Source organism: Burkholderia sp. 9777_1386 (assembly GCF_015712265.1).
Classification (GTDB): Bacteria; Pseudomonadota; Gammaproteobacteria; order Burkholderiales; family Burkholderiaceae; genus Burkholderia; species Burkholderia cenocepacia.
In genome coordinates, this window is record NZ_JACCQB010000055.1 from 16453 (window position 1) to 42628 (window position 26176).

General features: G+C 68.7%; 26 protein-coding genes, 1 tRNA gene and 1 pseudogene. 17 read left to right on the forward strand and 11 right to left on the reverse strand.

All coding sequences use genetic code 11. From position 1 onward, the window contains the following. Nucleotides 1-93 precede the first annotated feature (93 nt). Nucleotides 94-1371, reverse strand: a complete 1278-nt coding sequence (locus tag H0X91_RS28840; RefSeq protein ID WP_048985019.1) for a haloacid dehalogenase-like hydrolase — start codon at nucleotides 1369-1371, stop codon at nucleotides 94-96. A gap of 509 nt (nucleotides 1372-1880) precedes the next feature. Between H0X91_RS28840 and H0X91_RS28845 the strand changes: the two genes are divergently transcribed. From H0X91_RS28845 to H0X91_RS28870, 6 genes and pseudogenes are all read left to right on the forward strand, one after another. Continuing rightward, a complete protein-coding gene (locus H0X91_RS28845; RefSeq protein WP_006486262.1) occupies nucleotides 1881-2780 on the forward strand; it encodes a M24 family metallopeptidase in 900 nt (299 codons plus the stop codon). Nucleotides 2781-2820: 40 nt separating this feature from the next. Next, nucleotides 2821-4608 carry an SDR family oxidoreductase gene (locus H0X91_RS28850; RefSeq protein ID WP_196433563.1) on the forward strand — a complete coding sequence of 596 codons (1788 nt, stop codon included), beginning with the start codon at nucleotides 2821-2823 and terminating at the stop codon, nucleotides 4606-4608. A gap of 29 nt (nucleotides 4609-4637) precedes the next feature. Then, nucleotides 4638-5543 (forward strand): metal-dependent hydrolase, encoded by a 906-nt coding sequence (locus tag H0X91_RS28855; RefSeq protein ID WP_012493501.1) that lies wholly within the window; start codon nucleotides 4638-4640, stop codon nucleotides 5541-5543. 78 nt (nucleotides 5544-5621) lie between these two features. Continuing rightward, the gene (locus H0X91_RS28860) at nucleotides 5622-5909 is read left to right on the forward strand and encodes a hypothetical protein (RefSeq protein ID WP_006486730.1); all 288 of its coding nucleotides are present in this window, start codon (nucleotides 5622-5624) and stop codon (nucleotides 5907-5909) included. 251 nt (nucleotides 5910-6160) lie between these two features. After that, nucleotides 6161-6541, forward strand: a pseudogene (locus tag H0X91_RS28865) (DUF2917 domain-containing protein). A gap of 265 nt (nucleotides 6542-6806) precedes the next feature. Next, complete coding sequence (locus tag H0X91_RS28870; protein ID WP_006493550.1) at nucleotides 6807-7181, forward strand: DUF2917 domain-containing protein; 375 nt, start codon at nucleotides 6807-6809, stop codon at nucleotides 7179-7181. 171 nt (nucleotides 7182-7352) lie between these two features. Here the strand turns inward: H0X91_RS28870 and H0X91_RS28875 are convergent, their stop codons facing one another. Beyond that, nucleotides 7353-7631: a hypothetical protein gene (locus tag H0X91_RS28875; protein ID WP_006480752.1), complete on the reverse strand. Its 279-nt coding sequence runs from the start codon at nucleotides 7629-7631 to the stop codon at nucleotides 7353-7355. A gap of 830 nt (nucleotides 7632-8461) precedes the next feature. Here H0X91_RS28875 and H0X91_RS28880 point away from each other — a divergent pair. Further along, the gene (locus H0X91_RS28880) at nucleotides 8462-9763 is read left to right on the forward strand and encodes an NCS2 family permease (RefSeq protein WP_006480751.1); all 1302 of its coding nucleotides are present in this window, start codon (nucleotides 8462-8464) and stop codon (nucleotides 9761-9763) included. A 244-nt stretch (nucleotides 9764-10007) separates the two neighbouring features. Here H0X91_RS28880 and H0X91_RS28885 read toward each other — a convergent pair whose 3' ends face one another. Then, a complete protein-coding gene (locus H0X91_RS28885; RefSeq protein WP_006486743.1) occupies nucleotides 10008-10295 on the reverse strand; it encodes a DUF1488 domain-containing protein in 288 nt (95 codons plus the stop codon). Nucleotides 10296-10535: 240 nt separating this feature from the next. Next, nucleotides 10536-10811: a DUF2964 family protein gene (locus tag H0X91_RS35355; RefSeq protein ID WP_006498826.1), complete on the reverse strand. Its 276-nt coding sequence runs from the start codon at nucleotides 10809-10811 to the stop codon at nucleotides 10536-10538. Between the two features lie 185 nt (nucleotides 10812-10996). On the opposite strand from H0X91_RS35355, the gene H0X91_RS28895 reads away from it, so the two are divergent. The 8 genes from H0X91_RS28895 (at nucleotide 10997) to H0X91_RS28930 (ending at nucleotide 16443) form a co-directional block, all read left to right on the forward strand. Continuing rightward, nucleotides 10997-12910, forward strand: coding sequence for a sigma-54-dependent Fis family transcriptional regulator (locus tag H0X91_RS28895; protein WP_058903409.1), 1914 nt, complete (start codon nucleotides 10997-10999; stop codon nucleotides 12908-12910). Between the two features lie 82 nt (nucleotides 12911-12992). After that, a complete protein-coding gene (locus H0X91_RS28900; RefSeq protein ID WP_006486753.1) occupies nucleotides 12993-13295 on the forward strand; it encodes a 2Fe-2S iron-sulfur cluster-binding protein in 303 nt (100 codons plus the stop codon). A 58-nt stretch (nucleotides 13296-13353) separates the two neighbouring features. Further along, the gene (locus tag H0X91_RS28905; protein WP_012493504.1) at nucleotides 13354-13848 is read left to right on the forward strand and encodes an SRPBCC family protein; all 495 of its coding nucleotides are present in this window, start codon (nucleotides 13354-13356) and stop codon (nucleotides 13846-13848) included. Between the two features lie 92 nt (nucleotides 13849-13940). After that, nucleotides 13941-14318, forward strand: a complete 378-nt coding sequence (locus H0X91_RS28910; protein WP_012493505.1) for a DUF2946 domain-containing protein — start codon at nucleotides 13941-13943, stop codon at nucleotides 14316-14318. Between the two features lie 290 nt (nucleotides 14319-14608). Further along, nucleotides 14609-14974, forward strand: a complete 366-nt coding sequence (locus H0X91_RS28915; RefSeq protein ID WP_006486759.1) for a copper resistance CopC family protein — start codon at nucleotides 14609-14611, stop codon at nucleotides 14972-14974. A gap of 92 nt (nucleotides 14975-15066) precedes the next feature. After that, a complete protein-coding gene (locus tag H0X91_RS28920; protein WP_043206152.1) occupies nucleotides 15067-15510 on the forward strand; it encodes a copper chaperone PCu(A)C in 444 nt (147 codons plus the stop codon). 32 nt (nucleotides 15511-15542) lie between these two features. Continuing rightward, nucleotides 15543-15716 carry a hypothetical protein gene (locus H0X91_RS28925; RefSeq protein ID WP_006486739.1) on the forward strand — a complete coding sequence of 58 codons (174 nt, stop codon included), beginning with the start codon at nucleotides 15543-15545 and terminating at the stop codon, nucleotides 15714-15716. 97 nt (nucleotides 15717-15813) lie between these two features. After that, complete coding sequence (locus H0X91_RS28930) at nucleotides 15814-16443, forward strand: LysE family translocator (RefSeq protein ID WP_084751681.1); 630 nt, start codon at nucleotides 15814-15816, stop codon at nucleotides 16441-16443. Nucleotides 16444-16458: 15 nt separating this feature from the next. Here the strand turns inward: H0X91_RS28930 and H0X91_RS28935 are convergent, their stop codons facing one another. Then, nucleotides 16459-17772 carry a leucine-rich repeat-containing protein kinase family protein gene (locus H0X91_RS28935; protein WP_196433564.1) on the reverse strand — a complete coding sequence of 438 codons (1314 nt, stop codon included), beginning with the start codon at nucleotides 17770-17772 and terminating at the stop codon, nucleotides 16459-16461. 141 nt (nucleotides 17773-17913) lie between these two features. Between H0X91_RS28935 and H0X91_RS28940 the strand changes: the two genes are divergently transcribed. Continuing rightward, nucleotides 17914-17998: transfer RNA gene (locus H0X91_RS28940), tRNA-Leu, on the forward strand. Between the two features lie 75 nt (nucleotides 17999-18073). On the opposite strand, the gene H0X91_RS28945 is transcribed toward H0X91_RS28940, so the two are convergent. Further along, nucleotides 18074-18946, reverse strand: coding sequence for a LysR family transcriptional regulator (locus H0X91_RS28945; RefSeq protein ID WP_006486745.1), 873 nt, complete (start codon nucleotides 18944-18946; stop codon nucleotides 18074-18076). A 139-nt stretch (nucleotides 18947-19085) separates the two neighbouring features. Between H0X91_RS28945 and H0X91_RS28950 the strand changes: the two genes are divergently transcribed. Further along, nucleotides 19086-20327, forward strand: a complete 1242-nt coding sequence (locus H0X91_RS28950; RefSeq protein ID WP_059721908.1) for an MFS transporter — start codon at nucleotides 19086-19088, stop codon at nucleotides 20325-20327. 76 nt (nucleotides 20328-20403) lie between these two features. On the opposite strand, the gene H0X91_RS28955 is transcribed toward H0X91_RS28950, so the two are convergent. The 5 genes from H0X91_RS28955 to H0X91_RS28975 form a co-directional block, all read right to left on the reverse strand. Beyond that, nucleotides 20404-21651: a RhtX/FptX family siderophore transporter gene (locus H0X91_RS28955; RefSeq protein ID WP_006486728.1), complete on the reverse strand. Its 1248-nt coding sequence runs from the start codon at nucleotides 21649-21651 to the stop codon at nucleotides 20404-20406. 22 nt (nucleotides 21652-21673) lie between these two features. Further along, nucleotides 21674-23185: a PepSY-associated TM helix domain-containing protein gene (locus H0X91_RS28960; RefSeq protein ID WP_112751211.1), complete on the reverse strand. Its 1512-nt coding sequence runs from the start codon at nucleotides 23183-23185 to the stop codon at nucleotides 21674-21676. 1 nt (nucleotide 23186) lies between these two features. Beyond that, a complete protein-coding gene (locus H0X91_RS28965) occupies nucleotides 23187-23450 on the reverse strand; it encodes a hypothetical protein (protein WP_196433565.1) in 264 nt (87 codons plus the stop codon). Then, on the reverse strand, nucleotides 23450-25633 hold the full coding sequence (locus H0X91_RS28970) for a TonB-dependent siderophore receptor (protein WP_059721905.1): 2184 nt from the start codon (nucleotides 25631-25633) through the stop codon (nucleotides 23450-23452). The genes H0X91_RS28965 and H0X91_RS28970 overlap by 1 nt, the downstream gene beginning before the upstream one ends. Nucleotides 25634-25779: 146 nt before the next feature. Continuing rightward, nucleotides 25780-26176: ATP-binding cassette domain-containing protein (locus tag H0X91_RS28975; RefSeq protein ID WP_196433566.1), on the reverse strand; the 397-nt coding region annotated here is incomplete at its 5' end.

Consider the following 26176-nt stretch of genomic DNA (forward strand, 5'->3'; position numbering starts at 1 on the left):
GCGCATGCGCCGGCCGCACGACGCCGCGGGCCGATGCCGATGGGCGCGGGAGCCGCGGCGGCCAGCGCCCGGCGGCCCAGCGGCCCGCCCGCGTCAGGCCAGCAGCTTGCGCTCGGCCTTGCCGTACTTGATCGACTTCTCGTCCGGGATCATCAGGCCCGTGTGCTCGTCGCGGCCCTGCAGCAGGAAGCGCGCGTCCGGGTTGCCGATCTGCTCTGCCGCGAGCTTGCTGTCCGCGCCGATCTCGCCCTTCTTCATCCGGTTGACGATCACGCCGGCCGCGGTGTCCTTGAAATCGCGCAGCATCCACGCGTCGCCGTCGCTGTCGCCGAACACCAGCAGCGGGCCGTAGCCCTTCTTCGACGCGAGCACGTTGCGGATGCCCACCGTCTTGCCGGGCCCCCAGTTGAAATGCCAGCCGGCCGGATAGGTGCTCGTGTACTTGCCGTCCTGCATGTCCAGCCGCAGGCCGATCACGTTCTCCGGCGGCACGCCGTAGCCATAGTTCGGATTGCCGGCGAACACGCGCACGACGTCGTCGAGCGACGCGGTGCTCACGTACACGTCGATGCCGTTCGCCCGCAGCGTGTGCATCACCGCGCGGATTTCCTCGTGAATGCGGATGCCGTGGAAATGCGTATCGGCCACCACGCCGGCCTTGCCCGGCAGCGCCTTGGGGCTTTCGTAGCGGACCTTGCGCAGCGCGTCGCCGATCCCGTAGTTGTTCGACGCTTGCGCCATCGCCTGCAGCTCGGCGGTCGTCATGTTCTGGTAGAAGTAGATGATCCACTTGTAGCCGACTTCGAGCGGATGCGTGTCGCAGATCGCGTCGTACATGAAGTACAGCTTCGCGCGGAAATCCTTGAACTGATCGGTCTCGCGAATCTCGTCGAGGCTCTTGTCGCCGCCGAGGCCCTTGTAGTTCGCATGGAGCCAGCGGTAGTCGGATTCGACGTCGGCCGCGAGGTCCTCCATCGTCACCGGCTTGCCGTCGACGGTCGTGTAGTCCTTCATGAACGCGCCCTTCGGCACGTCCTTCCACATCACGGCGACGAATTCGTCCGGCGTCAGCTTGTACTGCAGATGGTTGATCTGGTACATCAGCAACGCCTCTTCGCAGTCGTTCATGATGCACGTGTTGTCCCAGTCGAACACCGCGTACGGGCGGCGCTTTCCGTCGTAGCGGGCGCTCGCGACGCCATGCTGGTCGAGCACCGCCTGCAGGCGCGCGGCGTTGAACGGCGACCAGCGGCCGGGGTCCAGCGCGTCCGGCGCGGTGGCGCTCTTCGCGCCGGCGAGGCCGGCCTTGAGCATCAGCGGCGTCGCAGCGGTCGCCGCGGCAAGGGTGTTCATGAACTGGCGGCGTTGCATGGTCTCTCCGTTGATATGCCGAATCGGCCTCGGTCGCGGCCCCGCGCGACGCGCGACACACCGGCCTCGCGAAGCCGCAAAGGCTTCGAATCGGGGCGGATGATGTGACGAAATTATTTCGGCAATTTGACAGCGTCCCGCCGCGACACGACGGCGAGTTGATCCGGCGCGACATGCCGGGCCGTGCGGAAGCCTTGCATGGGGTGCCCCGACCGGTTTCCCCGTTCGGCAAGCATGAACAAGCAACGGCCATCCGGCCCCGCTCGCCGGAAATCTAGAGCTTCCCCTCCATTTCGGCCCTTCATTAGGAGAAGCCCTCATCTCCGGGGGCTGGCGCGCGACGTCGAACCGGCTATGATCATTACATTGCTCAATGACACATTAAGTGCTGACTGAATAACCGTGTGGCGATGGACGCCGGCGGACGCATTCCGGATCAGCACCCCAGCCTTGCCCAGGACCCGCGTTGCGCCGAGACGCGAACGCGGGCCGACACATGGAGACGCATCATGGCCGACCACCATCCGCTGCCGGAAGTCCACCTCGACGAGCTGCCGCAATTCCGCGCGGTCCAGCAACTGGCGTACCGCTGCGTCGAAACCGTCGGCGCGATGCTCTACCCCGGCATCACCGAGAAGGAAGCCGCGCGCCTCCTGACCGAATGGCTGCAGGACAACGGCGTGCACGACTGGCTGCACAAGCCGTTCGCGTGGTTCGGCGACCGCACCGCGTTCGAAGGCTTCTCGGGCCTCAAGCACATGGGCGGCTTCAATCTCGCGTTCTTTCCGAGCAACCGGCAACTCGAAACCGACATGCCGGTGATCCTCGACGTCGCACCGGTGCTCGACGGCATCGTCGCCGACGTCGGCTACGCGCACTGCCTGGGCCACAACCCGATCCTCGAGCAGTTGCAGGACGACCTGATGGACCATCGCGACATGATCGTGCGGCTCGTGAAGGAGCGCCGGTCGATGGCGGAAGTCGCGCAGGAAGTCGACGCGCTGTGCCGCCGCCAGGGCGTCGAGCCGCGCCACAAGGCCTATCCGTTCAAGGTGCTCGCGCATCGCGTCGCGAAGATCCACAAGCTGTCGAAGCCGCGCTTCGTCGCGCGCTTCGGGCTGAACGCGACGCGCAACCTGCTGCTCGACCAGGGCCGCGCGGCGAAGCAGCAAGGCTGGTCGCCGCTGTGGTCGATCGACCGCCGCTCCGAGCATGCGCCCGTGCCGGGCCTGTGGGCCGTCGAGCCGCATCTCGGCTTCGCCGGCGTCGGCGCGAAATTCGAGGAACTGCTGGTGATCACCGACGACGACGCGTACTGGCTCGACGAGGACCTGCCGCACGTGCGCCGCTGGCAGCGCCGCCAGGCCGGACGCGCGCAGGCGGCGTCGACCGTGCCGGCCGCCGCCTGACGCGCCCCTTCCTCACGACTCCCTGAACGACGGACTCACGATGCAGCCTCTTTCCGACGAAGCGCCGCTGGCCCTGTTCGAATCGGTTCACAACGAAACGGCGGTCGCCTCCGGCGACCTGACGCTCGCGGTCCGGACCTGGGGCGACCCGGCCCGCTCGCCGGTCGTGCTGGTGCACGGTTATCCCGACGACAGCAGCGTCTGGCAGCACGTCGCGCCGCTGCTCGCGCGCCGGCACTACGTGATCGCGTACGACGTGCGCGGCGCGGGCCTGTCCGGCGTGCCGACGCGCACGGCCGACTACCATCTCGCGAAGCTGACCGACGATTTCGTCGCGGTGATCGATGCGCTCTGCCCCGGCCGCGCCGTGCACCTCGTCGCACACGACTGGGGCTCGATCCAGGGCTGGGAATTCGTCACCGATCCGCGCCTGGCCGGTCGCATCGCGTCGTACACGTCGTGCTCGGGGCCGTGCCTCGACCACGTCGGCTTCTGGCTGCGCGAACGCGTGCTGCGGCCGACGCCCGCGTCGCTCGCCAAGCTCGGCGGCCAGCTCATGCGCTCGTGGTACGTGTACCTGTTCCACCTGCCGTTCCTCCCCGAACTCGGCTGGCGGCTGTGGCTCGGCCGCGCGTGGCCGGGCCTGCTGCGCCGGCTCGAGAAAACGCCCGCCGCGCCGCGCCCGACGCAGGCCGACGACGGCGCGCGCGGCGTGCGCCTGTATCGCGCGAACTTCATCCGCTGCCTGTTCGCGCCGCGCGAACGCTACGCACACGCACCGGTGCAGACGATCGTGCCGCTCGGCGACAAGTACGTGAGCCCCGCGCTGTCCGAAAACCTGTCGCGCTGGGTGCCGCAGTACTACCGCCGCGAAGTCGCGGCCGGTCACTGGCTGCCGCTCGCCGATCCCGCGCGCTTCGCGGATCTCGCCGGGCAATTGATCGACGCGGTCGAATCCGGCAACGAACCGCCCGCGCTCGCGAACGCGCGCCGCCGCGCCACCAGCGGGCGCTTCAGCGGCAAGGTCGCGGTCGTCACCGGCGCGGGCAGCGGCATCGGCCGCTGCGCGGCGCTGGCCTTCGCACGCGAGGGCGCGACGGTCGTCGCATGCGACATCGATCTCGCGAGCGCCGAGCGCACCGCGCTGCTGATCGGGCTGACCGGCGCGCAGGCCCACGCGAAACGCGTCGACGTCGGGTCCGCCGACGAGATGGAAGCGCTCGCGGCATGGGTCGGCAACGAACTCGGCGGCGCGGACGTCGTGATCAACAACGCGGGCATCGGCATGGCCGGCGGCATCCTCGACACGAGCGCGCGGCACTGGGAGCGGATCCTGCACGTGAACCTGTGGGGCGTGATCCACGGCTCGCGGCTGTTCGCGCAGCAGATGGCCGCGCGCGGCACCGGCGGGCATATCGTCAATACCGCATCGGCAGCCGCATTCGGCCCGTCGCGGGACCTGCCCGCCTATGCGACGACCAAGGCCGCGGTGCTGATGCTCAGCGAATGCATGCGCGCGGAACTCGCGGAGAAAGGCATCGGCGTGACGGCCGTGTGCCCCGGTTTCGCGGAGACGGGAATCATGGCGTCGACGCACTATGCGGGCGCCAACGCGCAGGACGAAGCGCGGCTGCGCAAGCGCGCGACGAAGCTGTACCAGATGCGCGGCCTGAAACCGGAAACCGTCGCGCAGGCGATGGTCGACGGCGTGCTGCGCAACCGCCCCGTCGTCGCGGTCGGCGGCGAAGCGCACGCGCTGCGCTTCGTCGGCCGCTTCATGCCGTGGCTCGGCAGGAGGATCGCCCGCGTCAGCATGGCATCGCATTGACGGCGCACGACGCCGCACAGGGAGACAACATGACCGATACCGCCGACTATCACAAGATCAAGGCCCGGCACGTGAAGTTCGACTTCAGCGACACGCCGGTCACCTGGGTGCCGAACGATCCGGGCAGCACGCACATCATCAACACGCTGAACCTGCTGTTCCCGGAAGGCGAGCTGTGGTTCTGCCGCGTGTACAACAAGGCGCTGCCGCTGATCACCGATGCACGCCTGCGCGACGAAGCCGAAGGCTTCCTGCGGCAGGAAGCCGTGCATTCGCGCTCGCACGGCGGCGTGCTGAAGCACTACTACGACCGCCACGGCATCGACACGAAGCCGTTCACGCAGAAGCTCAACCGTTTGTTCACGCGCGTGCTGGGCGAAGCCCCGTTCGGGCTGAAGATCGGCCATACGCGCTTCTGGCTGCGGCAGCAACTGGCCGTGATCGCGTCGCTCGAGCATTTCTTCGGCTATCTCGGCAACTGGGTGCTCAACGCGCACGGACTCGACGAAGGCCGCGCCGACCCGACGATGGTCGACCTGCTGCGCTGGCACGGCGCCGAGGAAGTCGAGCACCGCACCGTCGCGTTCGACATCTACCGGCATATGGGCGGCACCTATCCGGAGCGGTGCGTGCACATGGCGTTCGTGATCCTGCTGCTGCTCTACTACATCACGACCGGCGCGAAATTCATGTACCGGCGCGATCCGGACGCCGGCCGCTACCCGGGCTTCGTGCTCGCGTGGTGGCAGGGTTCGCGGCGCGGGCACCTGCCGTCGTTCTGGAAGGTGATCGGCGCGGCGCTGCGCTATTTCAAGCCGGGCTATACGCCGCATCACGAAGGCTCGACCGAGCAGGCGCTCGCGTACCTCGCCCGCTCGCCGGCCGCGCAGGCGGCCGCGCACGGCGGCAACTGGGGCACGACGAAAGGCGCGTGACCGGGTTTTCGGCCGGCCCGGCAGGCGGCGCCCGCCGAAATGCGTACAATCGCGGCTTCATTTCCCGGAGGTGCCGCGATGGCCATGAAGAAAACCGATCTCGAAAAGAACAAGGCGCTCAAACTGACGCACGCGATGAAGCAGTCGAGCTCCGCGCGTTTCGGCAAGGGCGCCGACGAAGCGGCCAAGCTGGACCGCCGCGCGCAGCGCAAGCTCGACCAGGAACAGGGCCTCGTGCCGTTCGCGTGCAAGCTCAACGCCGCGCTCGTCGAACAGCTGAAGGCACGCGCGGCCACGCACCCGGAAGGGATGACGGGCCTGCTGTCGGAACTGCTCGTGAACGGCCTCGCGCAACGCGACGCGTAACCGCCACGTATCTCGAAATTGCCGTTGACACGGCAGCGCGGCCACGACACACTCGTTCGCATGCCTATGCTCAAGCCCGTCGCCATCGCGCATGAAAGCCGAGTGAACGCCCATACGCGGCGATCACCGGAGGCGCTTGTGCGTTAGCATCGAGATTCAGTCACGCATGTCACGAGGCCTCGCCGGAAACGGATGAGGCCTTTTTGTTTGGGTGCGCGTCATCCCGCCCGGCTCAACGGATGGAGATGACGATGGACCACGCAAGCCGGCTGGTTGTCTGCCCCGATCGGTGCCGCACCGATACGATCGCATTGCCGAGCGTCGAGCTGCATTTCATGGTCGCGCCCGGCAAGACGCTGACGTGGCGCGCGCAGCACGACGCCGAGATTCGCGTACACGACGCAACGCTGTGAATCACGCGGCTCGGCAGCATCGACGATTACCGGCTGCGCACCGGCGACGTGCTGCGCGTACGGCGCGGTGACCGCATCTGGATCGGCACCGGCGACGCCCAGCCCGCCGAAGCGTCGATCGCGACCGCGTACGTGATGCGGCGCGATACGTCGCTGGGGCGGGCGATCGCACGGATGCGCGACATGCTGGGCAGACGAGGTCGAAGAACGCGCGAGTGACGCATCCTGTATCGCCCGCGCATATCCCGAAAATAGTCGTTGACAACGCCGCACGCCGACAACAAAATCGTTCGCATGCCTACGTTCAAGCTCATCGCCATCACGATGCATTGCCCGGTGAACATTCGAAAGAATGGATCACGGGAGGCGCTTGTGCGTTAGCAATCGGGCAGTACCGCATGTCACACAAGGCCTCGCCGGAAACGGATGAGGCCTTTTTGTTCTGGTGCACGTCATCCGTCCGGCTCACTGAATGGAGAAGACGATGGACCAGGCAAGCCCGCTGTTTGAACGCCGCGATCGGCGCCACGCCGGCACGATCGCATTACCGACCGTCGTGATCCGTTTCGCGGTCGCGCCACGCACGACGATGACCTGGCGCGCGCCGCAGGATGCGGAGATCCGCGCGCACGGCGCGGCGCTGTGGATCACGCGGCCGCCAAGCGTCGACGATCACTGGGTGCGGCCCGGCGAGGTGCTGCGCATCGCGCGCGGCGAGCGCATCTGGCTCGGCACCGATGCCGACCGGTCGGCCGAAGCGACGATCACGACCGCGTACGTGCGGCGCGGCGAGCGCGTCAAGCGCATGCTCGCGCAAGTGCAACGTTTGCTCGTCGGGATAGGGAGAAGGAGCGGATGAGCGACGTGCCGTGTCGCACGCGTCACGCGCGCGACACGCGGAGCGGCCGCGACCGGAAACAGACGCACCCGCGGCGCAACACGCCGCAGGTGCGCATCGAAGGACGCGGCACGCCGGTGCGTGCCGCGAGCGATCGCGCGCCGTGCGCAGCGACGGGATGCAGCAAAGGCATCAGGTGCTGGCGGCGAGACGCGGGCCCGTGCTTCGTGGAGTGGAATCGAGGTCGGGACGTTGCGCGGCCTGCGAGGTCACCCACGGATCGATGCCCTGCTTCTGCACCTCTTCGAGGAATGACACACGTGTGCGCCAGTAATCCGCCTGTAATTTCGCATCGATGACGCGCTGTTCGGCTGCGAACAGTTCCATGCGCGCCGTCACGAGCATCGACGCAGCGGTTTTTTCCGGCGTGGGGGCGTGTCGCATCGCCCAGCGGCTGATCCAGTTCAACATGCTGACCTCCGTGATTACGGACGAACCCGCATCGGGCAATCGCAACCGGCCGTGCCTGCCCAAACGCGCAACGGCCTTGACCGCCATTCATCGCCTGGCCTGCACGGACTGCGACTCCCCCGCGTCGGCAATGACCGGCCGGCGTGTGCATGCGCGGTGTATCTATCCTAGAAAGACTTGCCGGTTTACGCGATGGGGTCTTGCAATCTTTTACACAGAAACCACAGTCGCCCCCGCATCGCGAAACGACTGTTGCGCACGGGACGGCTTCGGCGCACGATAGCCCGATACCTGCAACTGCCTGGACTGACGAATGGCCGCCGCACGCCGCGGCCGCGCATCCGCATCGGCCGCGCACGCGCGTTCGCGCGCACCGCCGCCTGCACCGCGTTCGTGCAGCATGCGGGCGCTCCGTTTCAGTCGCATGTCATCGCGCACCGGCCGCGTGCGATGCCGCCGGCGTGCCGTTGCGCACGCATCGGCCCGTCTCGCCCGCCTGCCCCGCGCCGCTTCCCGTCGCTTCCCGTCGCTTCCCGTCGCTTCCCGTCGCTTCCCGTCGTTTCCACCGCTCCCGCCGTTTCAGCCATTTCTGCCGGCCCGCGCCGCGCGAACCGGTAAAATGCGCGCCTTCGTCGCGCGGGCGGGCTGCCAGACCGTTCGCGCGCAGGCAACCGATCGTGCCCCCAACTATATCGTCCGAGCTATCCACGCTATTACAATCCGCCGATAGCCGGACAATAGTGGCTGGTTACAGTTAGCCGGCCGCGCGCTGCCTTTACAACAATTCGGCACAACAATCAACACGACAACCCGACCGGAGAAACGCCTTCATGGAATCCATCAAGCGGTATTTCGGCTTCGCTGAAGCCGGCACCGACTTCCGCACCGAAATACTCGCGGGCGTCACCACGTTCCTGACGATGGCCTACATCATCTTCGTCAACCCCGCGATCCTCGGCGACGCCGGCATGCCGAAGGAATCCGTGTTCGTCGCGACCTGCCTCGTCGCGGCGCTGGCGTCGATCATCATGGGGCTGTACGCGAACTACCCGATCGCCTGCGCGCCCGGCATGGGCCTGAACGCGTATTTCGCGTACACGGTCGTCAAGGGGATGGGTTTCACGTGGCAGGCGGCGCTCGGCGCGGTGTTCATCTCCGGCTGCCTGTTCCTGCTCGTCACGCTGTTCCGCGTGCGCGAGGCAATCGTCAACGGCATTCCGAAATCGCTGCGAATTTCCATCACCGCCGGCATCGGCCTGTTCCTCGGCATCATCTCGCTGAAGACGTCGGGCGTGATCGTCGGCAACCCGGCCACGCTCGTCACGCTCGGCGACCTGCACAAGCACGAGACGATCCTCGCGATCGTCGGCTTCTTCACGATCGTCACGCTCGACCACCTGCGCGTGCGCGGCGCGATCCTGATCGGCATCATCGGCGTGACGATCCTGTCGTTCTTCTTCGCCGGCAACCAGTTCCACGGCGTGTTCTCCGCGCCGCCGTCGATCGACGCGACGCTGTTCAAGCTCGACATCGGCGCCGCGCTGTCGACCGGCATCATCAACGTGATCCTCGTGTTCTTCCTCGTCGAGCTGTTCGACGCGACGGGCACGCTGATGGGCGTCGCGAATCGCGCGGGCCTGCTCGTCGAAGGCAAGATGAACCGCCTGAACAAGGCGCTGCTCGCCGACAGCACGGCGATCGTCGCGGGCTCGGTGCTCGGCACGTCGTCGACCACCGCGTACATCGAAAGCGCGTCGGGCGTGCAGGCCGGCGGCCGCACCGGCGTGACGGCGATCACCGTCGCGGTGCTGTTCCTCGCGTGCCTGTTCATCGCGCCGCTCGCCGGCGTCGTGCCGGCCTACGCAACGGCGCCCGCGCTGCTGTACGTGTCGTGCCTGATGCTGCGCGAGATGGTCGAGGTGCCGTGGGACGACGCGACGGAAGCCGTGCCGGCCGCGCTGACCGCGCTGCTGATGCCGTTCACGTATTCGATCGCGAACGGCGTCGCGTTCGGCTTCATCGCGTACGGCGGCCTCAAGCTGCTGACGGGCCAGGGCCGCACGGTCAAGCCGATCGTCTGGATCATCGCGGCCGTGTTCCTGTTCCGCTTCTTCTATCTCGGCAGCGAGTAAGCGAAGCACATCGCCGCGCCACACGATGCAACGAAAAAACGCCACCTTCGGGTGGCGTTTTCGTTTTCGCACGATTCATCCGCGATCCTGACGAATCGACGCGCACGCCCCTATCGATGGTCGACCATCCCGCCCGGCGCGCATACGAAAATGCCGCCCGGCCCCACCGAACGGCATTGCGTGAAAGGCAACGTCTTCGTGCGCCGCGCTCGGTCGCGCGCGCCGCCGGACGAGCGTCGTGTCGTCAGCGCCAGTTGGCCTCGTAGAAACGCACGTAGCCGCTACGCAGCGTCACGCACTGCGCGCGCGTTTCCGACAGCAGGCGCCGTGCGGCCGCCTCGATGCGCTCGCGGTGCTGGTCGAATGCGCCGACCATGTCCTCGAAGCGCGGCGACGCCGCACCGAAGTGGTCTTCCAGCGCCTCGGCGGTGATCTGACATTGGACGCGCTCGCCATTGACCAGTGCCGTGAACCCCAGCATCAGGTCACGCCCCGAATACTCAGGCTTCTCGTTCGTGAAATGGATCTGCATGGGCGCCGCCTCGACCGGTAGAAAACGAATGACCGCGTCCGTCGTCCGCTACCGGCCGGACGAAATGTACGCGGGCTCGCCGGCGGAGGCCCCGACCGCGGGGTGTGGCGCGGTCGATGCATGCCGGTTGAATTCCACTTTAGACGGTTTCGCGCGGGACACAAAAATTTCGGTGTGCGTCGTTCCGACGCGCATTTCGTCTGATCTGCGCGGCATCCGGCACCGTTTCAGCAACGGACGTCAGTGCGGATCGGTCGGCCAGATGTTGAGCGCGATCGCGGCGGTCGTGACGCCCACCGCAATCGCGGCCGCCCCGTATCTCACCGCATCGGTCAGATCGAACAGCAATCCGTGGATCGCCACGGCAATGCCGCCCAGCATGATGAAAGTGGCGATGGCCGCCAGCACGACTCTCAGTTCCGCCCGAACCATGATGCGTCTCCCGAACGGATGCATGTCGCGTCGCATGCATGTTGCACTGCGGAACACGGCGCGTGCGTGTTCCATTTCCATCATTGCAGGCGGGCGCTTAAAAGCAAGGGGATTTTGTTCGCGGTCGCGCATCGCACGTGGCGCTTGTATGATGATGCGTACCCGGACGGTCGGCCGTCGCGCCGAATGGTGCACCGCGAGCGGAGCCGCACTCCGCCGCCGATTCCGATCCGGTCGGCCCCGGCGGCCCCGGGAACAGGAGACACATCATGCCGCAACCCTTCGTGCTGCCCGCCACCGCGGGGCGTACCGACCTGCTCGCGCAGGCGCATGCGCGTTCGACCGCGGTCGGCCTGCGCGCGCACGAACGCCCCGATTTCTCGCCGCTGTCGCGCGTCGCGCTGCGCGAACTGCTCGACACGAACCACACGCTGTTCTCGCACGCCCGCCCGGTGATGGAGGACCTCCACGCGCAGATCGCCGAGACGCAAAGCCTCGTGCTGCTGACCGATGCCGACGGCGTGATCCTGCACAGCATCGGCGACGCGGACTTCATCGAGAAAGCGAACCGCGTCGCGTTGTGCAACGGCGTGTCGTGGGCCGAAGGCGCGCGCGGCACCAACGCGATCGGCACCGCGCTCGCGTCGGGCCAGGCCGTGGTCGTGCACGGCTCCGAACATTTCCTGCGCGCGAACCACATCCTCACCTGCGCATGCGCGCCGATCGTCGATCCGTTCGGTCGCACGCTTGGCACGCTGGACGTGAGCGGCGACCCGCGCGGCTCCAGCCCGCATACGCTCGCGCTGGTGCGAATGTCCGCGCAACTGATCGAGAACCACCTGTTCGCGAACCAGTGCGGCGAAGCGCTGCGGCTGCGCTTTCACGCGCACGAGGATTGCGTCGATTCGCTGTTCGCCGGGCTCGTCGCCTTCGGCCCCGACGGCGGGCTGATCGCCGCGAACCGCAGCGCCCAGTTCCAGCTCGGCGCGTCGTTCGACGCACTGCAGCATCAGACGAGCGACGCGTTGTTCGGCATGCGCTTCGCCCAGCTCGCGCAGCAGGCCGCGCGCGCGCCGGGCGCCACGTTCCGCCTCACGCTGTCGACCGGCGTGCGCGTGCTCGCCCGCTGCGAATTCCCGGAAGCGCAGAAAACGACCGTCGCGGTCACGCCGCCGGCGCCGGCCGCGCGCGTGCGAGCACCGGACCCGGACGCGATCACGTTCGCGACGCTCGACACCGGCGACGCGCGCATGGCCGCCGTACTCGAACGCGTCGCGAAGATCCGCGGGCGCGACCTGCCGCTGCTGATCCTCGGCCAGACGGGCACCGGCAAGGAATGGCTCGCCCGCGCGCTGCACCAGGCGTCGCCGCGCGCGGACGGTCCGTTCGTCGCGGTCAACTGCGCGGCGCTGCCCGATTCGCTGATCGAGGCCGAGCTGTTCGGCTACGAAGACGGCGCGTTCACGGGCGCACGCAAGCGCGGCAGCCCCGGCAAGATCGCGCAGGCCGACGGCGGCACGCTGTTTCTCGATGAAATCGGCGACATGCCGCTCGCGCAGCAGGTGCGGCTGATGCGCGTGCTGCAGGAGCGCGCGGTGATGCCGCTCGGCGGCGCACGCGCGGTGCCGGTCGACGTGCGGGTGGTCTGCGCGACTCACCGCGACCTGCGCGCGATGATCGCGGAAGGCACGTTCCGCGAGGATCTGTTCTACCGGATCAACGGGCTCGCGGTCACGCTGCCGGCGCTTGCCGCCCGCACCGACCTGCCGGCGCTCGTCGAGCGCATCCTCGCGCGGCTCGCGCGCAGCGAGCCGATGCCGCGCCGTCTCGCGGCCGACGTGCTCGATGCATTCGCGCGCCACCGCTGGCCCGGCAACCTGCGGCAGATGACCAACGTGCTGCGCACGGCCGGCATGCTCGCCGAAGACGAAGCCGAAATCACGCTCGCGCATTTGCCCGACGATTTCTGGCTCGACTGCGACGATGCGCCGGCTGGGCCAGCGGCGGCCACCCCGGCCGCATCGGCCCCGTCGGCCGGCAAGCACGAAGGCACGACGCTGCAAAGCCACCAGGCCGCGATGATCGACGCGGTGCTCGCGCGGCACGGCGGCAACGTGTCGGCGGCCGCGCGCGAACTCGGCCTCGCCCGCAATACCGTGTACCGGTATCTGCGGCGGCACTGATGCACACGGCCGGCGGCCGTCGGCCGCTAGCGCGTTCGGGTATGCTTGGCGCGTTGCCGCCGAACCGCCGCCCGCTTCAGTCATGACCGATCCAGAACACCCGCCCGTCGTGCGCATCGAGCCGCTCGGCGCCACCTTCGACGCGCCCGATGCGCTGACCGTGCTCGAAGCCGCCGCATTCGCGCGCGTATCGCTGCCGCGCTCGTGCCGCAACGGCACGTGCCGAAGCTGCCTTTGCCGGATCGTCAGCGGCAGCGTACGCTACACGATCGAATGGCCGGGGCTCTCCCGCGAGGAAAAGGCCGACGGCTATACGCTGCCGTGCGTGGCCGTCGCGACGTCGGACCTCGTGCTCGACGTGCCCGACGCGGTCATGCTCGACTAGACGCGGCGCGCGACCGCGCGCGTCGTCCTGCAACGCTCGATCCTGCATGGAGAACGTGATGGTCCAGCCAACCGATCGCATCGAAAAACAGACGCTGCTCGCCGCATCGCCCGACCGCGTCTGGGCAGCCGTGAGCAATTCCGGCGAATTCGGCCAGTGGTTCGGCGTGTCGTTCGACGGCCCGTTCGAGGCCGGCCAGTCGCTGTTCGGCCGCATCACCCCCACCCGCGTCGACGACGACGTCGCCAAGGCGCAGGAGCCCTATGCGGGCACTGTGTTCGAAATCGTCGTCGACCGTATCGAACCCAAGCAACTGTTCTCGTTTCGCTGGCATCCGTTCGCGATCGATCCGAATGTCGATTACGCGTCCGAGCCGATGACGCTCGTCACGTTCACGCTCGCGGCGCAGGCGGGCGGCACGCTGCTCACCGTCACCGAAACGGGCTTCGACCAGTTGATCGAAGCGCGTCGCGCGACCGCGCGCGACATGAACGACCAGGGCTGGGCCGCGCAGATGACGCTGATCGCAAAGTATCTGGCGCTGCACGCGTAGCGCGCCGCTACGCCGCACGTCCGCGCCGACCGGCGCATCGACGTGCGTGGCATAATCGGCGGCATCGTCGTCCACCCGCCGCCGCGCATCGCATGCTGAGTCGTCGTCTCCGGAAGATCGGCAGTCTGATCGGGATGCTCGCCATCCTGATGACGGCGCTCGCGCCGACGATCTCGCAGGCGCTGACCACGCAAGGGCGCGTCGACGCGCTGCTGGCCGGCTACTGTTCGTCCGCGCCGGCCGCCGGCACGCCGTCCGCCGATGCGGCGACGAAAAGCCTGCAGGCCCATCTCCAGGCATGCGGCTACTGCAGCCTGCTTGCCCATACCCCCGCGCTGCCCGCGCCCGAACTGACGTTCGCGGCTCACGTGCACGCAATCGAGCATCGCGCGGCCACCCGCTTCGAAAGCCTGCGCCGCGCGCTACCGCTCACGTCCGCGCAACCGCGCGCCCCTCCGTTCACGTCCTGATCCGTCGTCATTGCGCGTGATGCCGTCGTGCATCGCGCCGTCCGCGCACGCCGCCGGCGTGCGCGACGTGTCACGTTTCGAAGGACGATCATGTCTCACCCTGCTGCGCACGGCGTCGTGCCGGGCATGTGGTTGGCCGCCGCCGGTTCGGATTGCCGCGCCCGCATTCGCCCGCATGCGAATGCCTGGCCGCGCAGGTCCGCGCCGACCGGCGTCGGCATCGATGCCGCTCCGCGCAGCCGTCCGTCGAATCCGTTTTTTCATCCGATTCGTCATTCGCTCATCCAGCCATGAAAACCACCCTTTTCGTTCGCGGCGCACTCGCCGCACTCGGCTTCGTCGTCATCCAGGCCGCCCACGCGCATGCGCTCCCGAAAACGCAGGACCCGGCTCCCGACGCCACGCTGTCCACCGCGCCGCACGCGGTCACGATCGATTTCGGCGAGGCGCTCGAGCCGGCGTTCAGCTCGATCGCCGTGACCGACAGCCAAGGGCAATCGGTCGTTGACGGGAAATCGGCCGTCGACGCCGGCAACCGGAAGCGAATGCACGTCCCACTCGCGAACCTGAAGCCCGGCACCTACACGGTCGCGTGGATCGCGGTGGCCAGCGACGGCCATCGCACGCACGGCCGCTACACGTTCACGCTGAAGTAACGCATGGCACGCACGCGGTGCGCATCGGCGCTTCGTGCCAAGCGCATTCGCATCGATGCCCGCGGCATCGCACCCAATAAGGAGAACACATGATGAAACGCCCGATTCCGACCGGCCTGCTCATGGCACTGACGCTGCACGCCACCGCCACGTTCGCCGCGCCGGCCATCCAGGCCGATGCGTGCTGGATCCGCACGATGCCGGCGACGGTGCCGTCGTCCGGCTACTTCACGCTGAAGAACCACGGCGACGCGCCCGCGACGCTGACCGGTATCGACACGCCCGCCTACGGGATGGCGATGGTGCATGAAACGCAGACGAGCGGCAGCACCGCGAAGATGGTGCACGTCGATTCGGTCGTCGTGCCGGCGCACGGCGCGGTGACATTCAAGCCGAAAAGCTATCACGTGATGCTGGAGGAGCCGCGCCAGGCCGTCGCGCCCGGCGCGAAGGTGCCGTTCCGGCTGCACTTCGCGGACGGCTCGACCGTGTCCGTGACCTGCGACGCGAAGGCGCCGACCTACGCCGGCCAGTAACGCCGCCCGCCTCACGATCGAAGGAGACGCACATGAAAGACCGCCTGCCGCTGGCCGACCTGATCGTTCGCTACCGGACGCCGCTGAATGTCGCGGTACTGATCGTCTGCGGGTTGTGGGCCGCATGGATCGCGTGGATGACGCGGCCTGCCGCCATCGATACACCGCCGTCGATTCCCGCGTACTGCATGCGCGACGCGCGCTGACACGCCGGACGGCACGGTTCCGGCGGCGGCCCGCGCCATTATTGGCGTGGCATCATCGCGTCATCCCGACCGCCGGAACCGCCTCTCGGAGCGCCGCATGTCCATTCAGACCTGGATGCTGTTTGCCGCCGCCTATCTCGCGACGACGCTGTCGCCGGGGCCCAACGTGCTGCTCGTGATCCGCAACACGGTGCGCTACGGCGCGCACGGCACCGCGGCGACGATCGCCGGCAACCTCGTCGCGCAGGGTGTGATCGTGCTGCTGGTCGCGCTCGGCGTCGGCGCGGTGCTGGCCGCGATGCCGCCGCTGTTCGTCGCGATGAAGGTGATCGGCGCCGCGTACCTGATGGTCCTGGGTGTCCGGCAGTTGCGCGGCGACCGCAAGGCCGCCGCATCGAGCGGCCCAACGGAGATCGCCGTGCCCGATCGCCGCAAGCTGTTCCGCGAAGCGCTGTTCGTATCGGGCAGCAATCCGAAGACGATGATCTTCCTGTCCGCGTTCATGCCGCAGTTCGTCGTGCACGACCGGCCGCTCGCGCTGCAGTTCGTCGTGATGTACGCGACGATCGCGTGCACGGTCGTGGTCGTTCACAGCGTCTATTCGGCCGGCGTGCGCCGCCTGCATCGCGGCTTCGGCATGAGCCGCGCGGTGCGCGCGCTCAAGCGCGCGAGCGGACTGCTGTTCGTCGGGCTCGGCATCAAGCTGCTGACCGCGCGGCAGGCATGAGACGACCTCCTCCCGTCAGCGCAGGCGAGCGGCCAGCGCGGCGGTGATCTCGGCGAACGACGGCCGCGCATCGACGTCCTCGTTCACGCAGGCCGCCGCCAGCGCATCGAGCGCGTCGGCGTGCGATCCACAGCGCTCGAGCAATTCGCCGAGCAGATAGCCGAACGCGCGCACTTCGAGCCGTTCGAACCTCGCGTCGCGCGTGCGTTCGTTCGGGTCGTACAGCGACGCCGCGCCGAAATCCCCGAGCAACGCGCCGCCTGCACCGTCGTGCAGGATGTTGTGCGCATACAGGTCGCCATGCATGATGCCACGCGCGTGCAGATGACCGGCGACCGACGCGATGCCGTGCGCGATTCGCACCGCTTGCGCCGGATCGAACCTCGCATCGGCGGCGTAGACGTCGCGCGTGCAGGACGCGAAGCTCGGCGGCCCGGCGAGGTTCGTCAGCACCGGATCGACCAACGCCATCACCAGGCCGTGCGTGCCGTCCGGATGCCCGCGCACCTTGCCGATCACGGGGATCAGGTTTGGGTGACCGCCGGCATGCAGGCATGCGGCCATTTCGCAATCGGGCAGGCCGTCGCTCGTCACCGCGCCCTTGAACAGCTTGACCGCGACCGTGCGCGGTGGATGGCCGTCCGCGCGCCACTGTGCACGGTAAATGACGCCCGACGCGCCCTCGCCCAGCTTCTGTTCGCATGACAGCGCCGCCCAGTCGATCTCCGCGACGTCCGGTTCCGCGGACGCCGCAGCCTCCGGCACCGCGCCGAGCGGATTGCCGGCAACGGCAAGCCATGCGAGACGCGGCAGGCGCAGCAGCCAGTCGGGCAACGCCTCCAGCCGGTTCGCGGACAGGCGCACCAGTTCCAGCGCGCGGCACGCGGCCAGTTCCGCAGGCAGCGCGCGCAGCTGGTTGCCGGCGAGCATCAGCTTCTGCAACCGCGCACAGTCGCCGATGTCGGCCGGCAGTTCGTCGATCGCGTTGTCGGTCAGGATCAGCCAGCGCAGCGCACGCGGCAGCGCGCCGCGCGGCACGGTGCGGATCCGGTTCGCCTTGAAGCCGATCATGTCGAGCTGCTCGCACGCGCCGAGCACGCCAGGGAAAGCGGTGAAGCGGTTGCCCGACGCGAACAGGATGCGCAGGCGATGCAGCCGCGGCAGATCGTCCGGCAGCGCGGACAGCGCATTACCGGTCAGGTCGAGCACTTCGAGCGTGTCGGCCAGATCGAAGATCTCGCGCGGAAATTCGGTCAGCCCGCACGCGAGCTTGAGTTGCCGCGCGCCCGCCAGTTGGCCGGCCTGCAGGTGTTCGAGGGTGTGGGTCACGGGAAGAAAACGGGTGGCGGTTGCGTTGATCGTCGGGTCGATCGGACGAATTCTACGGGATCGATCGGGCACCCATGCACGACCTTGTCACACCCCCTTCACAAACGCGCGATGTGACGTTAGAATTGCGCCCCTTGCAGTGCCGACGTGGTGAAATTGGTAGACACGCTATCTTGAGGGGGTAGTGGCGAAAGCTGTGCGAGTTCGAGTCTCGCCGTCGGCACCAGATGCGTTTTCCCCGCATTCCAGCATTCTCTGAAACCCGCGACAGCACCTGGCTTCGCGGGTTTTTTGTTTTCCGCTACGCCAACAACAAAAAATTCCGCACGACCGCGGACGGCTCGTCGCAGCGCGACGCAATCGCCAGCCTGGCGCGGAACCGGTTACCCGCGAACGGCCGGTACACGACCCCGGGAACCTGCACCTGCGTAATCGCCTTCGGCACGACCGACACGCCGAGCCCGGCCGCCACCAGCGTCACCGCGGACGCGATCTGCGGCGCCGGTTGCGCCATGCGCGGCTCGAACCCGGCGGCCCGGCACGCGGCGACGATGTCGTCGAACAGCGCGCCGCCGGCCGCGCGCGGCACCTGCACGAACGACTCGTCGGCCAGTTCCGCCAGCTCGATGCGCCGCCGCTGCGCGAGCCGGTGCGCGACGGGCAGCGCGACGAACATCGGCTCCTCGTCCCAGTCCGACACCCGCAGCGTCGCGGCGACGCGACGCTCGGGCCGCACGATCGCGACATCGACGCGCCCCGCCTCGAGCGCCTCCAGCAAAACCCCTGACGTCGCTTCCTGCAACGTCAGCTCGGCCTCCGGAAACGCCTCCCGAAAGCGCCGAATCAGATCCGACACCTTCGGATTGAACGCGGCCGTGCCGGTGAAGCCGACCCGCAAATGGCCGGTTTCCCCGCGCGCCGCGCGCCTGGCCGCCCGGGCCGCGCGCTCGGCGTCGTCGAGCACGCGTCGCGCCTCCTCCGCGAACACCTCGCCCGCCAGCGTCAGCTCGGCGCCGCGCGCGGTCCGCTTGAACAGCTCCACGCCGAGCTCGTTCTCGAGCGCCTTGATCTGCTGGCTCAACGGCGGCTGGCCGATGCCGAGCGTTTCGGCGGCCTTCGTGAAATTCGACGCGGCCGCGACGGCCAGAAAGTAGCGGAGATGCCGGAGTTCCATGCGTGACGTGACCTCGCGGTGAGTCGGATTAATCCGTCAGCCAGTGTTAAAACATATGGCTGCGGTTCATTTCATATATTGGACATATACATGACCGTGCGCAAGAATTCGTGTATCCCGTCGCACAACGAGTGCCTTCATGTCCTCCGCTTCGATTTCCCGTTCCCTGCCCGGCACGCAGAACACCGCACCCGATGCGCTGCCGGCCGGTGTGTCCCCGCGCTCGGCCGCGTACAAGCGCATCGCGTTCGCGCTGTTCCTCGCCGGCTTTTCCACTTTCTCGCTGCTGTACTGCGTGCAGCCGCTGCTGCCCGCGTTCGCCCGCGAGTTCAACGTCGGCGCGGCGTCGAGTTCGCTCTCGCTGTCGCTGTCGACCGGGATGCTCGCGGTGTCGATCCTGTGCGCCGGCGCGCTGTCCGAACGCGTCGGGCGGCGCGGGCTGATGTTCGCGTCGATGACGCTGGCCGCGCTGTTCAACCTGCTCGCCGCGTGGTCGCCGAACTGGCACCTGCTGCTGGTCTGGCGTGCGCTCGAAGGCTTCGCGCTGGGCGGCGTGCCGGCGGTGGCGATGGCGTATCTCGCGGAAGAAATCGCGGCGGACGGCCTCGGCTTCTCGATGGGGCTCTATGTCGGCGGGACCGCGTTCGGCGGCATGATCGGGCGGATCGGGATGAGCGCGCTCGAAGAGCACTTCTCGTGGCGAACCGCGATGCTGTCGATCGGCGTCGTCGACCTGCTCGCGGCGATCGCGTTCGTGATGCTGCTGCCGCCGTCGCGACGCTTCGTGAAGCGCACCGACCTGACGCTGCGTCACCACCTGCGGCTGTGGCACGCGCAATTGCAGCACGCGCGCCTGCCGTTCGTATTCGCGATCGGCTTCCTCGTGATGGGCGCGTTCGTGACGATCTACAACTACGCCGGGTTCCGGCTCATGGCCGCGCCGTTCAACCTGAGCCCGACCGCGTGCGGGCTGATCTTCGGCGCGTACCTGTTCGGGATGGTGTCGTCGTCGAGCGCCGGCGCGCTCGCCGATCGTCTCGGGCGGGCGCCGGTCCTCGTCAGCGGCATCGTCGTGTTCGCGGCGGGCCTCGCGCTGACGCTGTCGCACTCGCTCGCCGCGATCGTCGTCGGCATCGTGCTCGTGACGATCGGCTTCTTCGTCGCCCACTCGGTCGCGAGCGGCTGGGTCGGCGCGCTCGCGGGCGCCGCGAAGGGGCATGCGGCTTCGCTGTATCTGCTCGCCTACTACGTCGGGTCGAGCGTGCTCGGCTCGGTCGGCGGCGCGTTCTGGCAACGCGGCGCGTGGACGAGCGTCGCCGCGTACGTCGCGGTGCTGCTCGTCATCGCATTGCTGGCGGCGCGGCGGTTGAGCCGCGCTTGAGCCGCGCTCAGCCACGCGTGACCCGACGCGGCGCGGCGCGATGCGCACCCTGCATCGCGCGCCGGCCGCTCAGCCGTCACGACACCAGCGCATCGTCCCCCTTCACCGCATACGCCGCCTCGCGCCGCCGCAGCTTCATCGCGATCAGCGCCGCCAGCACCGCGAGCGCGACGCCGGTGAGAAACCCGCCCGTGTAACCGACCTTCGCGGTCAGCGACAGGATCGTCGACGACGCGATCAGCTCGCCGAGATCGCGCGTGCTCTGCACGGCCGTCACGTCGGTGCCGGCCTGATCGCTGCCGCCGGCGAAACGCATGCCGGCCGTCATGATCGACACGGACGTGATGCCGGTCGCCAGCGAGCCGAGCACCGTGCACAGCCACGCCCACGACGGCGACACCGGCAGCCACCCGTTCGCCTGCGCGAACCACAGCAGCGCGGCCGCGCCCGCGCAACTCACGCCGGCCGTAAACGCGCGCCACAGCCCGAGCGCCCTCACGAGCCACGCGCCGCCGCCGCAACCGAGCACGACCGTCACGACGCCGCCCGCCATCCCGAGTTTGCCGATCGCGTCGAGCGACCAGCCCGCGTCGTTGAGGAACAGCTTCGACAGGCCGAAGCCCGATACGGCGGTCATCGCCGACAGCAATGCGAGCGACAGCAGCGACCACGAACGCGGCCGCTTCGCGAAGCGCACGAGGCTCGCATCGTGTTCGGGCCGGACGCGCGCGCGATCCGCGTCGCGCGGCAGCACCCACAGCACGCAGACGAGGCTCGCGAGCGGGACGGCGGCCAGCGCGAGAAACGCGGTAGGCTGGCCGAACAGGCCGATCAGCGTCAACGTGCCGGCGCCGCCGCCGAAGAAGCCGATCATCACGCCCGCGATCTGGATCGCGTTGATCTTAGCGAGCGTGTCGCCACTGAAATGCTCGGCGGCCATCCCGTCGTTCGCGATGTCCTGCGTCGCGCTCGCGAGCGACGCGACGGCCAGCAGCCCGACCGCCCAGCCGGCCGTCGCGACGGTCATCCCGATCTGCGCGAGGCTGACCAGGCACAGCACGACGATCGTCTGCATCGGCAGCATCCAGCTGCGCCGCCGGCCGATGCGGGGCGACCAGCGGTTGTCGACGACGGGCGCCCACAGGAATTTCACGACCCACGGCAGCCCGACGAGCGGCAGGAACGCGAGCGCGTGAAGCGGCGCGCCGTCGTGGCGCAGCAGCGTCGGCATCGCGTCCATCGCGATGCCGATCGGGATTCCCTGTGACAGGTAAAGCAGCGTGATCGTGATGACCAGGCGGCGATGTTCGAGCAGGTCGCGCATCGAAGTCTCCAGTTGCATGAAGTTAAAAAGGTTCGGCGCCGGCCGGCACGCGCGCAGGCTGCATCGCGTCGCGCCGCGGACGGCGCGCCGCACGCAGCAGCAATGCGCCGAAGGCGACGAGCGCCACGTCGATCGGCCAGTACACGGGCTGGCCCGCGCCCCGCAGCGCGAGCGCGCAATGGGTCGCGCCGGCCAGCCCGTACGCGATGCCGGCCGCACGCATCAGCACGCGCAGCCATGCCGCGCGATCGGCGACGCAGGCCGCGAGCGCGATCGCGCCGCCCCACACGGCCCAGAACAGCATCGCGAGCGCATGGTCGACGTGCATGCCGTCGGGCAGCGCACGGCCGGCGAACAGCAGCGCGCCGCCCGCGAGCACGAGCCCGCCGCACACGCCGACCGCGGCGGCGCCCAGCACGTCCGCCGAACGCTCGCGCTGCGCACGCCGCCGCTCGATCCACAGATGCAGCCCCGTCGCGCACAACGCGCACGCGGCGAGCCCCATCAGGAAATGCAGCACGCGCAGCCCATCACCGGCCGCCCCCACCCAGCCGTATTGCGCGAAATGCAGCGGCTGCACCGCGATGAACGCGCGCAGCCAGAAGCCGCGGCCGCGCGACGTCGCATCGGCGAGCCATTGCCCGTCCGTCGCACGGTACAGGTGGCGTTCGAACACGGCGGTGCTCGGCAGGCCCGCGGTCGTGCCGGCAATCTCGACGCGCGCATTCACATCGCCCCAGCGATGCAGCACGACGGCTTCGGGCCGGAAATCCGGCCTGCGCACCGCGTCGCGCCGCAGCAGCGCATCGAGATCGGGCGCATGTCGCCACGGGCCGCCGGCTTCCACGGGCGGCGGCCCGCCCAGCAGTTCGGCGAACGCACGCTGCGGCTGCCCCGGATACGCGACGCCCGCGAGCGACACCGTGCCGAGCGCGCCGAGCCCCGACAACGCGCCGGTGAACGCGAACAGCACGAGCCACGGCGTGCCCCACAGGCCGATCCATGCGTGCAGGTCGAACAGCGCGACGCGCAAGCCGTGGCCGCGCCGGATGCGCGCCGCATCGGGCCAGCGCTTGCGATGCACGACGATGCCCGCGACGACGAGCACGAGCAGCACGATGCCCCACAGGCTGACGAAGATGCGCCCGGGGAAGCCGGCGAACAGCGTCTTGTGCAGCGTGACGATCAAGGTCGCCCGCCCTGCGTCGGGCAGCGGCGCGCCGGTTGCCGGATCGAGTGCGAGCGTGCATGTCTGGCGCGCGTCGCAGAAACGGATGGCCGGATCGTCCGGCCGCGGCAGCACGATGCGCGCGTCGCGCAACGCCACCCCGAGCGACGCCGCGCGCGTGACGAGCGCGTCGAGCGGCAACGTCGGCCGCGCGACGGCCACCGCCGGCGGCCGCCACCAGCCCTGCATCGAATCGAATGCGAGACTCCAGGCACCGCTGAACAGCACGACGAACAGCACCACGCCGAACAGCGCACCGGCGCCGCGATGCAGCGCGCGCCAGCGCGAACGCGACGAAGCATCCATGTCAGCGCCCTCCCCAGAACATCGCGCACGGCACGAGCACCGCGAGCCACACACCCGCGCGCCACGTGGCCTGCCGCCAGCCGGGCGCGACGAGCACCCACAGCAGCGCGGCGACGCTCGCGGCGAGCGTCAGCAACACGGCCGCATAGAGCCGGTTCAGGCCGTCGTCGGGGTAATGACGGGCCAGCGTGAGCGCGAGCGCGACCGCACCCGGCAGCACGCCGCCGATCGCGATCGCCGCCCGCGCCCCCCAGCCGGACGCCATCAGAATTGCCCGCGCACGGTCAGCATCACGTTGCGCGGTTCCCCGTAACGGTTGTTCCAGCCGGGCTGGCTCAGGCTCAGGTAGTAGTGGCGGTCGAACAGGTTGTTGACGTTGAGCGCGGCGCTCCAGTGCTTGTCGTAGCGGTAGCCGAGCCGCACGCTCGCGAGCGCGTAGCCGCCCTGGCTCATCGTGACGCCGTTCGCCTGCGCCGAGTAGCTGCTCTGCACCTGCACGCCGCCGCCGATGCTCCAGCGCCGCTCCTGCCACGGCAGGTCGTAGTTGGTCCACAGCCGGAACAGGTGGCGCGGATTCAGCAGCGGCGCGAACGTGCCCGCGTTCGCGAGGTTGTCCGCATAGCGCATCGTGTCGTACGTGTAGCTCGCCCACACGCTCCACCACGGCGTGATGCGGCCGTTCGCCTCGAACTCGAAACCCTGGCTGCGCACGCTGCCGCCGTTCACGTAGTAGCAGCTCGGCCCCGCGCACGGATGCGCGAGGTCGACCTGCGGGTTGTTGTCGAGATCGATGCGGAACGCCGCGAGCGACACGTTGAGCTTGCCGCCCGCCAGTTCGCCCTTCACGCCCGTTTCGTAGGTGCGCCCCTTCACCGGCGTCAGGATGCCGCCGCCCCACATCGACTTGGTCTGCGGCTGGAACACCTCCGCATAGCTCGCGTACCACGACCAGTCGCGCGCGAAATCCCAGATCAGCCCGCCGTATGGCGTGAACTGGTGGCCGGTGTTGTAGTGCGCGCCGAGGCTGTCCTGGTTCCACCAGCTCATCCGGCCGCCGAGCACGAGCGTCAGCGGTTCCGCGAGCTTGATGCGGCCGAGCCCGTAGACGCCCTTCTGCGAAATGTCGTTCTGCTGCGATTGCTGGTACGGCCCGATGCCGGGCTCGGGCACGCTGCTCGGGTTCCAGCGATACACATTCACCGGCGTGCCGGCCACGTCGCCGAGCAGCGGCGCCGTCATCTGCCCGCTGCTGCTGTTCGCGTAGGTGACGCCGAACAGCAGGTCGTGCGTGAGCCCGAACGCATGCACGGGGCCCTGCACGTTCGCATCGAGGCTGCGGCTGTAGCTGCTGAACTGGTAGGCGGCGCCGGTCAGCCGGCCGCCGGCGCCCGTCGCCGGATCGATCGCGCCGAACGAACCCGCGTACTTCAGGTCCGAGCGCACGCTCTGGTATTCGCCGCTGACCTTTGCTTTCCAGCCGGCGCCGAGCTTCTGCTCGACCGACGCGAACGCACGCGTCGTGTCCCAGTTGAAGCGGCCCCACGCGGTGTCGAGGAACGTCGAGCGCGACAGGCCGAGGCTCGACCCGTCGCGCGCCATCGGCACGCCGGACATGTCGGGCACCGACGACGTGGTCTGGTACTGCGCGCCGAACGTGAGCAGCGTGTCGCGCGTCACGTCGACTTCCGTGACGCTGTAGATCGAACGCGTGTCCTGCTTCGCATGGTCGTAGAAGAAGTGGCGATCCTCGTACGCGGCGACGAGCCGGCTGCGCACGGTGCCGGCCGCATTGAGCGGGCCGCCGATGTCGGCTTCCGCGCGATAGCGGTCCCAGCTGCCGACGCTTGCGGTCGCATGCGCGGAAAACTGGTATTGCGGGCGCTTGCGCACGAGGTTGACGGTCGCGGCCGGATTGCCGGAGCCGTGCAGCAGCCCGTTCGCGCCGCGCAGGATTTCCACGCGCTCGTACACCGAGATGTCCTGCGGCGCGCTCGCCATGTCGCCGATCACGACCGGCACGCCGTCGAATTCGAACGAATCGACCTTGAAGCCGCGCACGAAGTACGCGGTGGTGAGCAGCACGTAAGGCTGGACCGTCACGCCGGCCGACTGCTGCATCACCTCGTCGAGCGAGAACAGGTTCTGCTGGTCGATCCGCTCGCGCGTCGTCACGCTGACCGACTGCGGAATCTCGCGCAACGCGAGCGGCATCTTGCCGACCGTCGCCACCGACGGATCGTCGGCCACGCTGCGCGACGCATTCACCGCAATCGCCTTCAACTCGCCCCCGGCAGGCTGCGCGGCGGCCGCCTCTTCCTTGCGGACTTCCGCGCCGCCCGCCGGCGCCGCATCGGCGAACGCCGCCGCCGGATGCGCGGCGATCAGCAGGCCGAGGTACAGCGACGGACGCCAGCGCCCGAAACGGGCGACGCGCGCGCCCTGCATCATCGATCTCTCAGGTTCCCGTACCTCGTACCGCATTCACGCCCCCGTATTTGATAATCATTCTCATTATCAATTAGAACCGGCAGGCGATTTTTCGATCGAGGGGCTTTTCCTATCGATTCCGGGCACGGCGGCCCGTATTGTTCACGTCACTGTTCGGATTCGGCCGAGCGGAATTCCGCGTCCGCGCCGGCGGGCGGCGCCCCGTCGGGTGGCCGTCCGGCGCGGGCGAACGCCGCGTACCACGCATCGGTCTCGATCAGTTGCGCGTGCGTGCCGGTCGCCCGCACGCGGCCCGCGTCGAGCACGACGATCGTGTCGGCGGCCGCCGCCAGCGCCGGCTGGTGCGTGACGACGATGCGCGTGCGCTGCCCGCGCAGCGCGACGAGACTGTCGCGCACGCGCCGCGCGCTCAGTTCGTCGAGGCTCGCGGTCGGCTCGTCGAACATCAGCACCGGCGCCCGCGCGAGCAGCGCACGCGCCAGGCACGCCCGCTGGCGCTGCCCGCCCGACAGCACCTGCCCGCCCGGCCCCACGGGCGCGGGC

Coding starts and splice junctions, on each gene's coding strand:
- H0X91_RS28900 (WP_006486753.1), top strand. CDS start 12,993: ATGACCGATCCAGAACACCCGCCCGTCGTGCGCATCGAGCCGCTCGGC.
- H0X91_RS28895 (WP_058903409.1), top strand. CDS start 10,997: ATGCCGCAACCCTTCGTGCTGCCCGCCACCGCGGGGCGTACCGACCTG.
- H0X91_RS28945 (WP_006486745.1), bottom strand. CDS start 18,946: ATGGAACTCCGGCATCTCCGCTACTTTCTGGCCGTCGCGGCCGCGTCG.
- H0X91_RS28925 (WP_006486739.1), top strand. CDS start 15,543: ATGAAAGACCGCCTGCCGCTGGCCGACCTGATCGTTCGCTACCGGACG.
- H0X91_RS35355 (WP_006498826.1), bottom strand. CDS start 10,811: ATGATGGAAATGGAACACGCACGCGCCGTGTTCCGCAGTGCAACATGC.
- H0X91_RS28885 (WP_006486743.1), bottom strand. CDS start 10,295: ATGCAGATCCATTTCACGAACGAGAAGCCTGAGTATTCGGGGCGTGAC.
- H0X91_RS28915 (WP_006486759.1), top strand. CDS start 14,609: ATGAAAACCACCCTTTTCGTTCGCGGCGCACTCGCCGCACTCGGCTTC.
- H0X91_RS28870 (WP_006493550.1), top strand. CDS start 6,807: ATGGACCAGGCAAGCCCGCTGTTTGAACGCCGCGATCGGCGCCACGCC.
- H0X91_RS28965 (WP_196433565.1), bottom strand. CDS start 23,450: ATGGCGTCCGGCTGGGGGGCGCGGGCGGCGATCGCGATCGGCGGCGTG.
- H0X91_RS28955 (WP_006486728.1), bottom strand. CDS start 21,651: ATGCGCGACCTGCTCGAACATCGCCGCCTGGTCATCACGATCACGCTG.
- H0X91_RS28875 (WP_006480752.1), bottom strand. CDS start 7,631: ATGTTGAACTGGATCAGCCGCTGGGCGATGCGACACGCCCCCACGCCG.
- H0X91_RS28860 (WP_006486730.1), top strand. CDS start 5,622: ATGGCCATGAAGAAAACCGATCTCGAAAAGAACAAGGCGCTCAAACTG.
- H0X91_RS28840 (WP_048985019.1), bottom strand. CDS start 1,371: ATGCAACGCCGCCAGTTCATGAACACCCTTGCCGCGGCGACCGCTGCG.
- H0X91_RS28960 (WP_112751211.1), bottom strand. CDS start 23,185: ATGGATGCTTCGTCGCGTTCGCGCTGGCGCGCGCTGCATCGCGGCGCC.
- H0X91_RS28845 (WP_006486262.1), top strand. CDS start 1,881: ATGGCCGACCACCATCCGCTGCCGGAAGTCCACCTCGACGAGCTGCCG.
- H0X91_RS28920 (WP_043206152.1), top strand. CDS start 15,067: ATGAAACGCCCGATTCCGACCGGCCTGCTCATGGCACTGACGCTGCAC.
- H0X91_RS28970 (WP_059721905.1), bottom strand. CDS start 25,633: ATGATGCAGGGCGCGCGCGTCGCCCGTTTCGGGCGCTGGCGTCCGTCG.
- H0X91_RS28905 (WP_012493504.1), top strand. CDS start 13,354: ATGGTCCAGCCAACCGATCGCATCGAAAAACAGACGCTGCTCGCCGCA.
- H0X91_RS28910 (WP_012493505.1), top strand. CDS start 13,941: ATGCTGAGTCGTCGTCTCCGGAAGATCGGCAGTCTGATCGGGATGCTC.
- H0X91_RS28930 (WP_084751681.1), top strand. CDS start 15,814: ATGTCCATTCAGACCTGGATGCTGTTTGCCGCCGCCTATCTCGCGACG.
- H0X91_RS28950 (WP_059721908.1), top strand. CDS start 19,086: ATGTCCTCCGCTTCGATTTCCCGTTCCCTGCCCGGCACGCAGAACACC.
- H0X91_RS28880 (WP_006480751.1), top strand. CDS start 8,462: ATGGAATCCATCAAGCGGTATTTCGGCTTCGCTGAAGCCGGCACCGAC.
- H0X91_RS28850 (WP_196433563.1), top strand. CDS start 2,821: ATGCAGCCTCTTTCCGACGAAGCGCCGCTGGCCCTGTTCGAATCGGTT.
- H0X91_RS28855 (WP_012493501.1), top strand. CDS start 4,638: ATGACCGATACCGCCGACTATCACAAGATCAAGGCCCGGCACGTGAAG.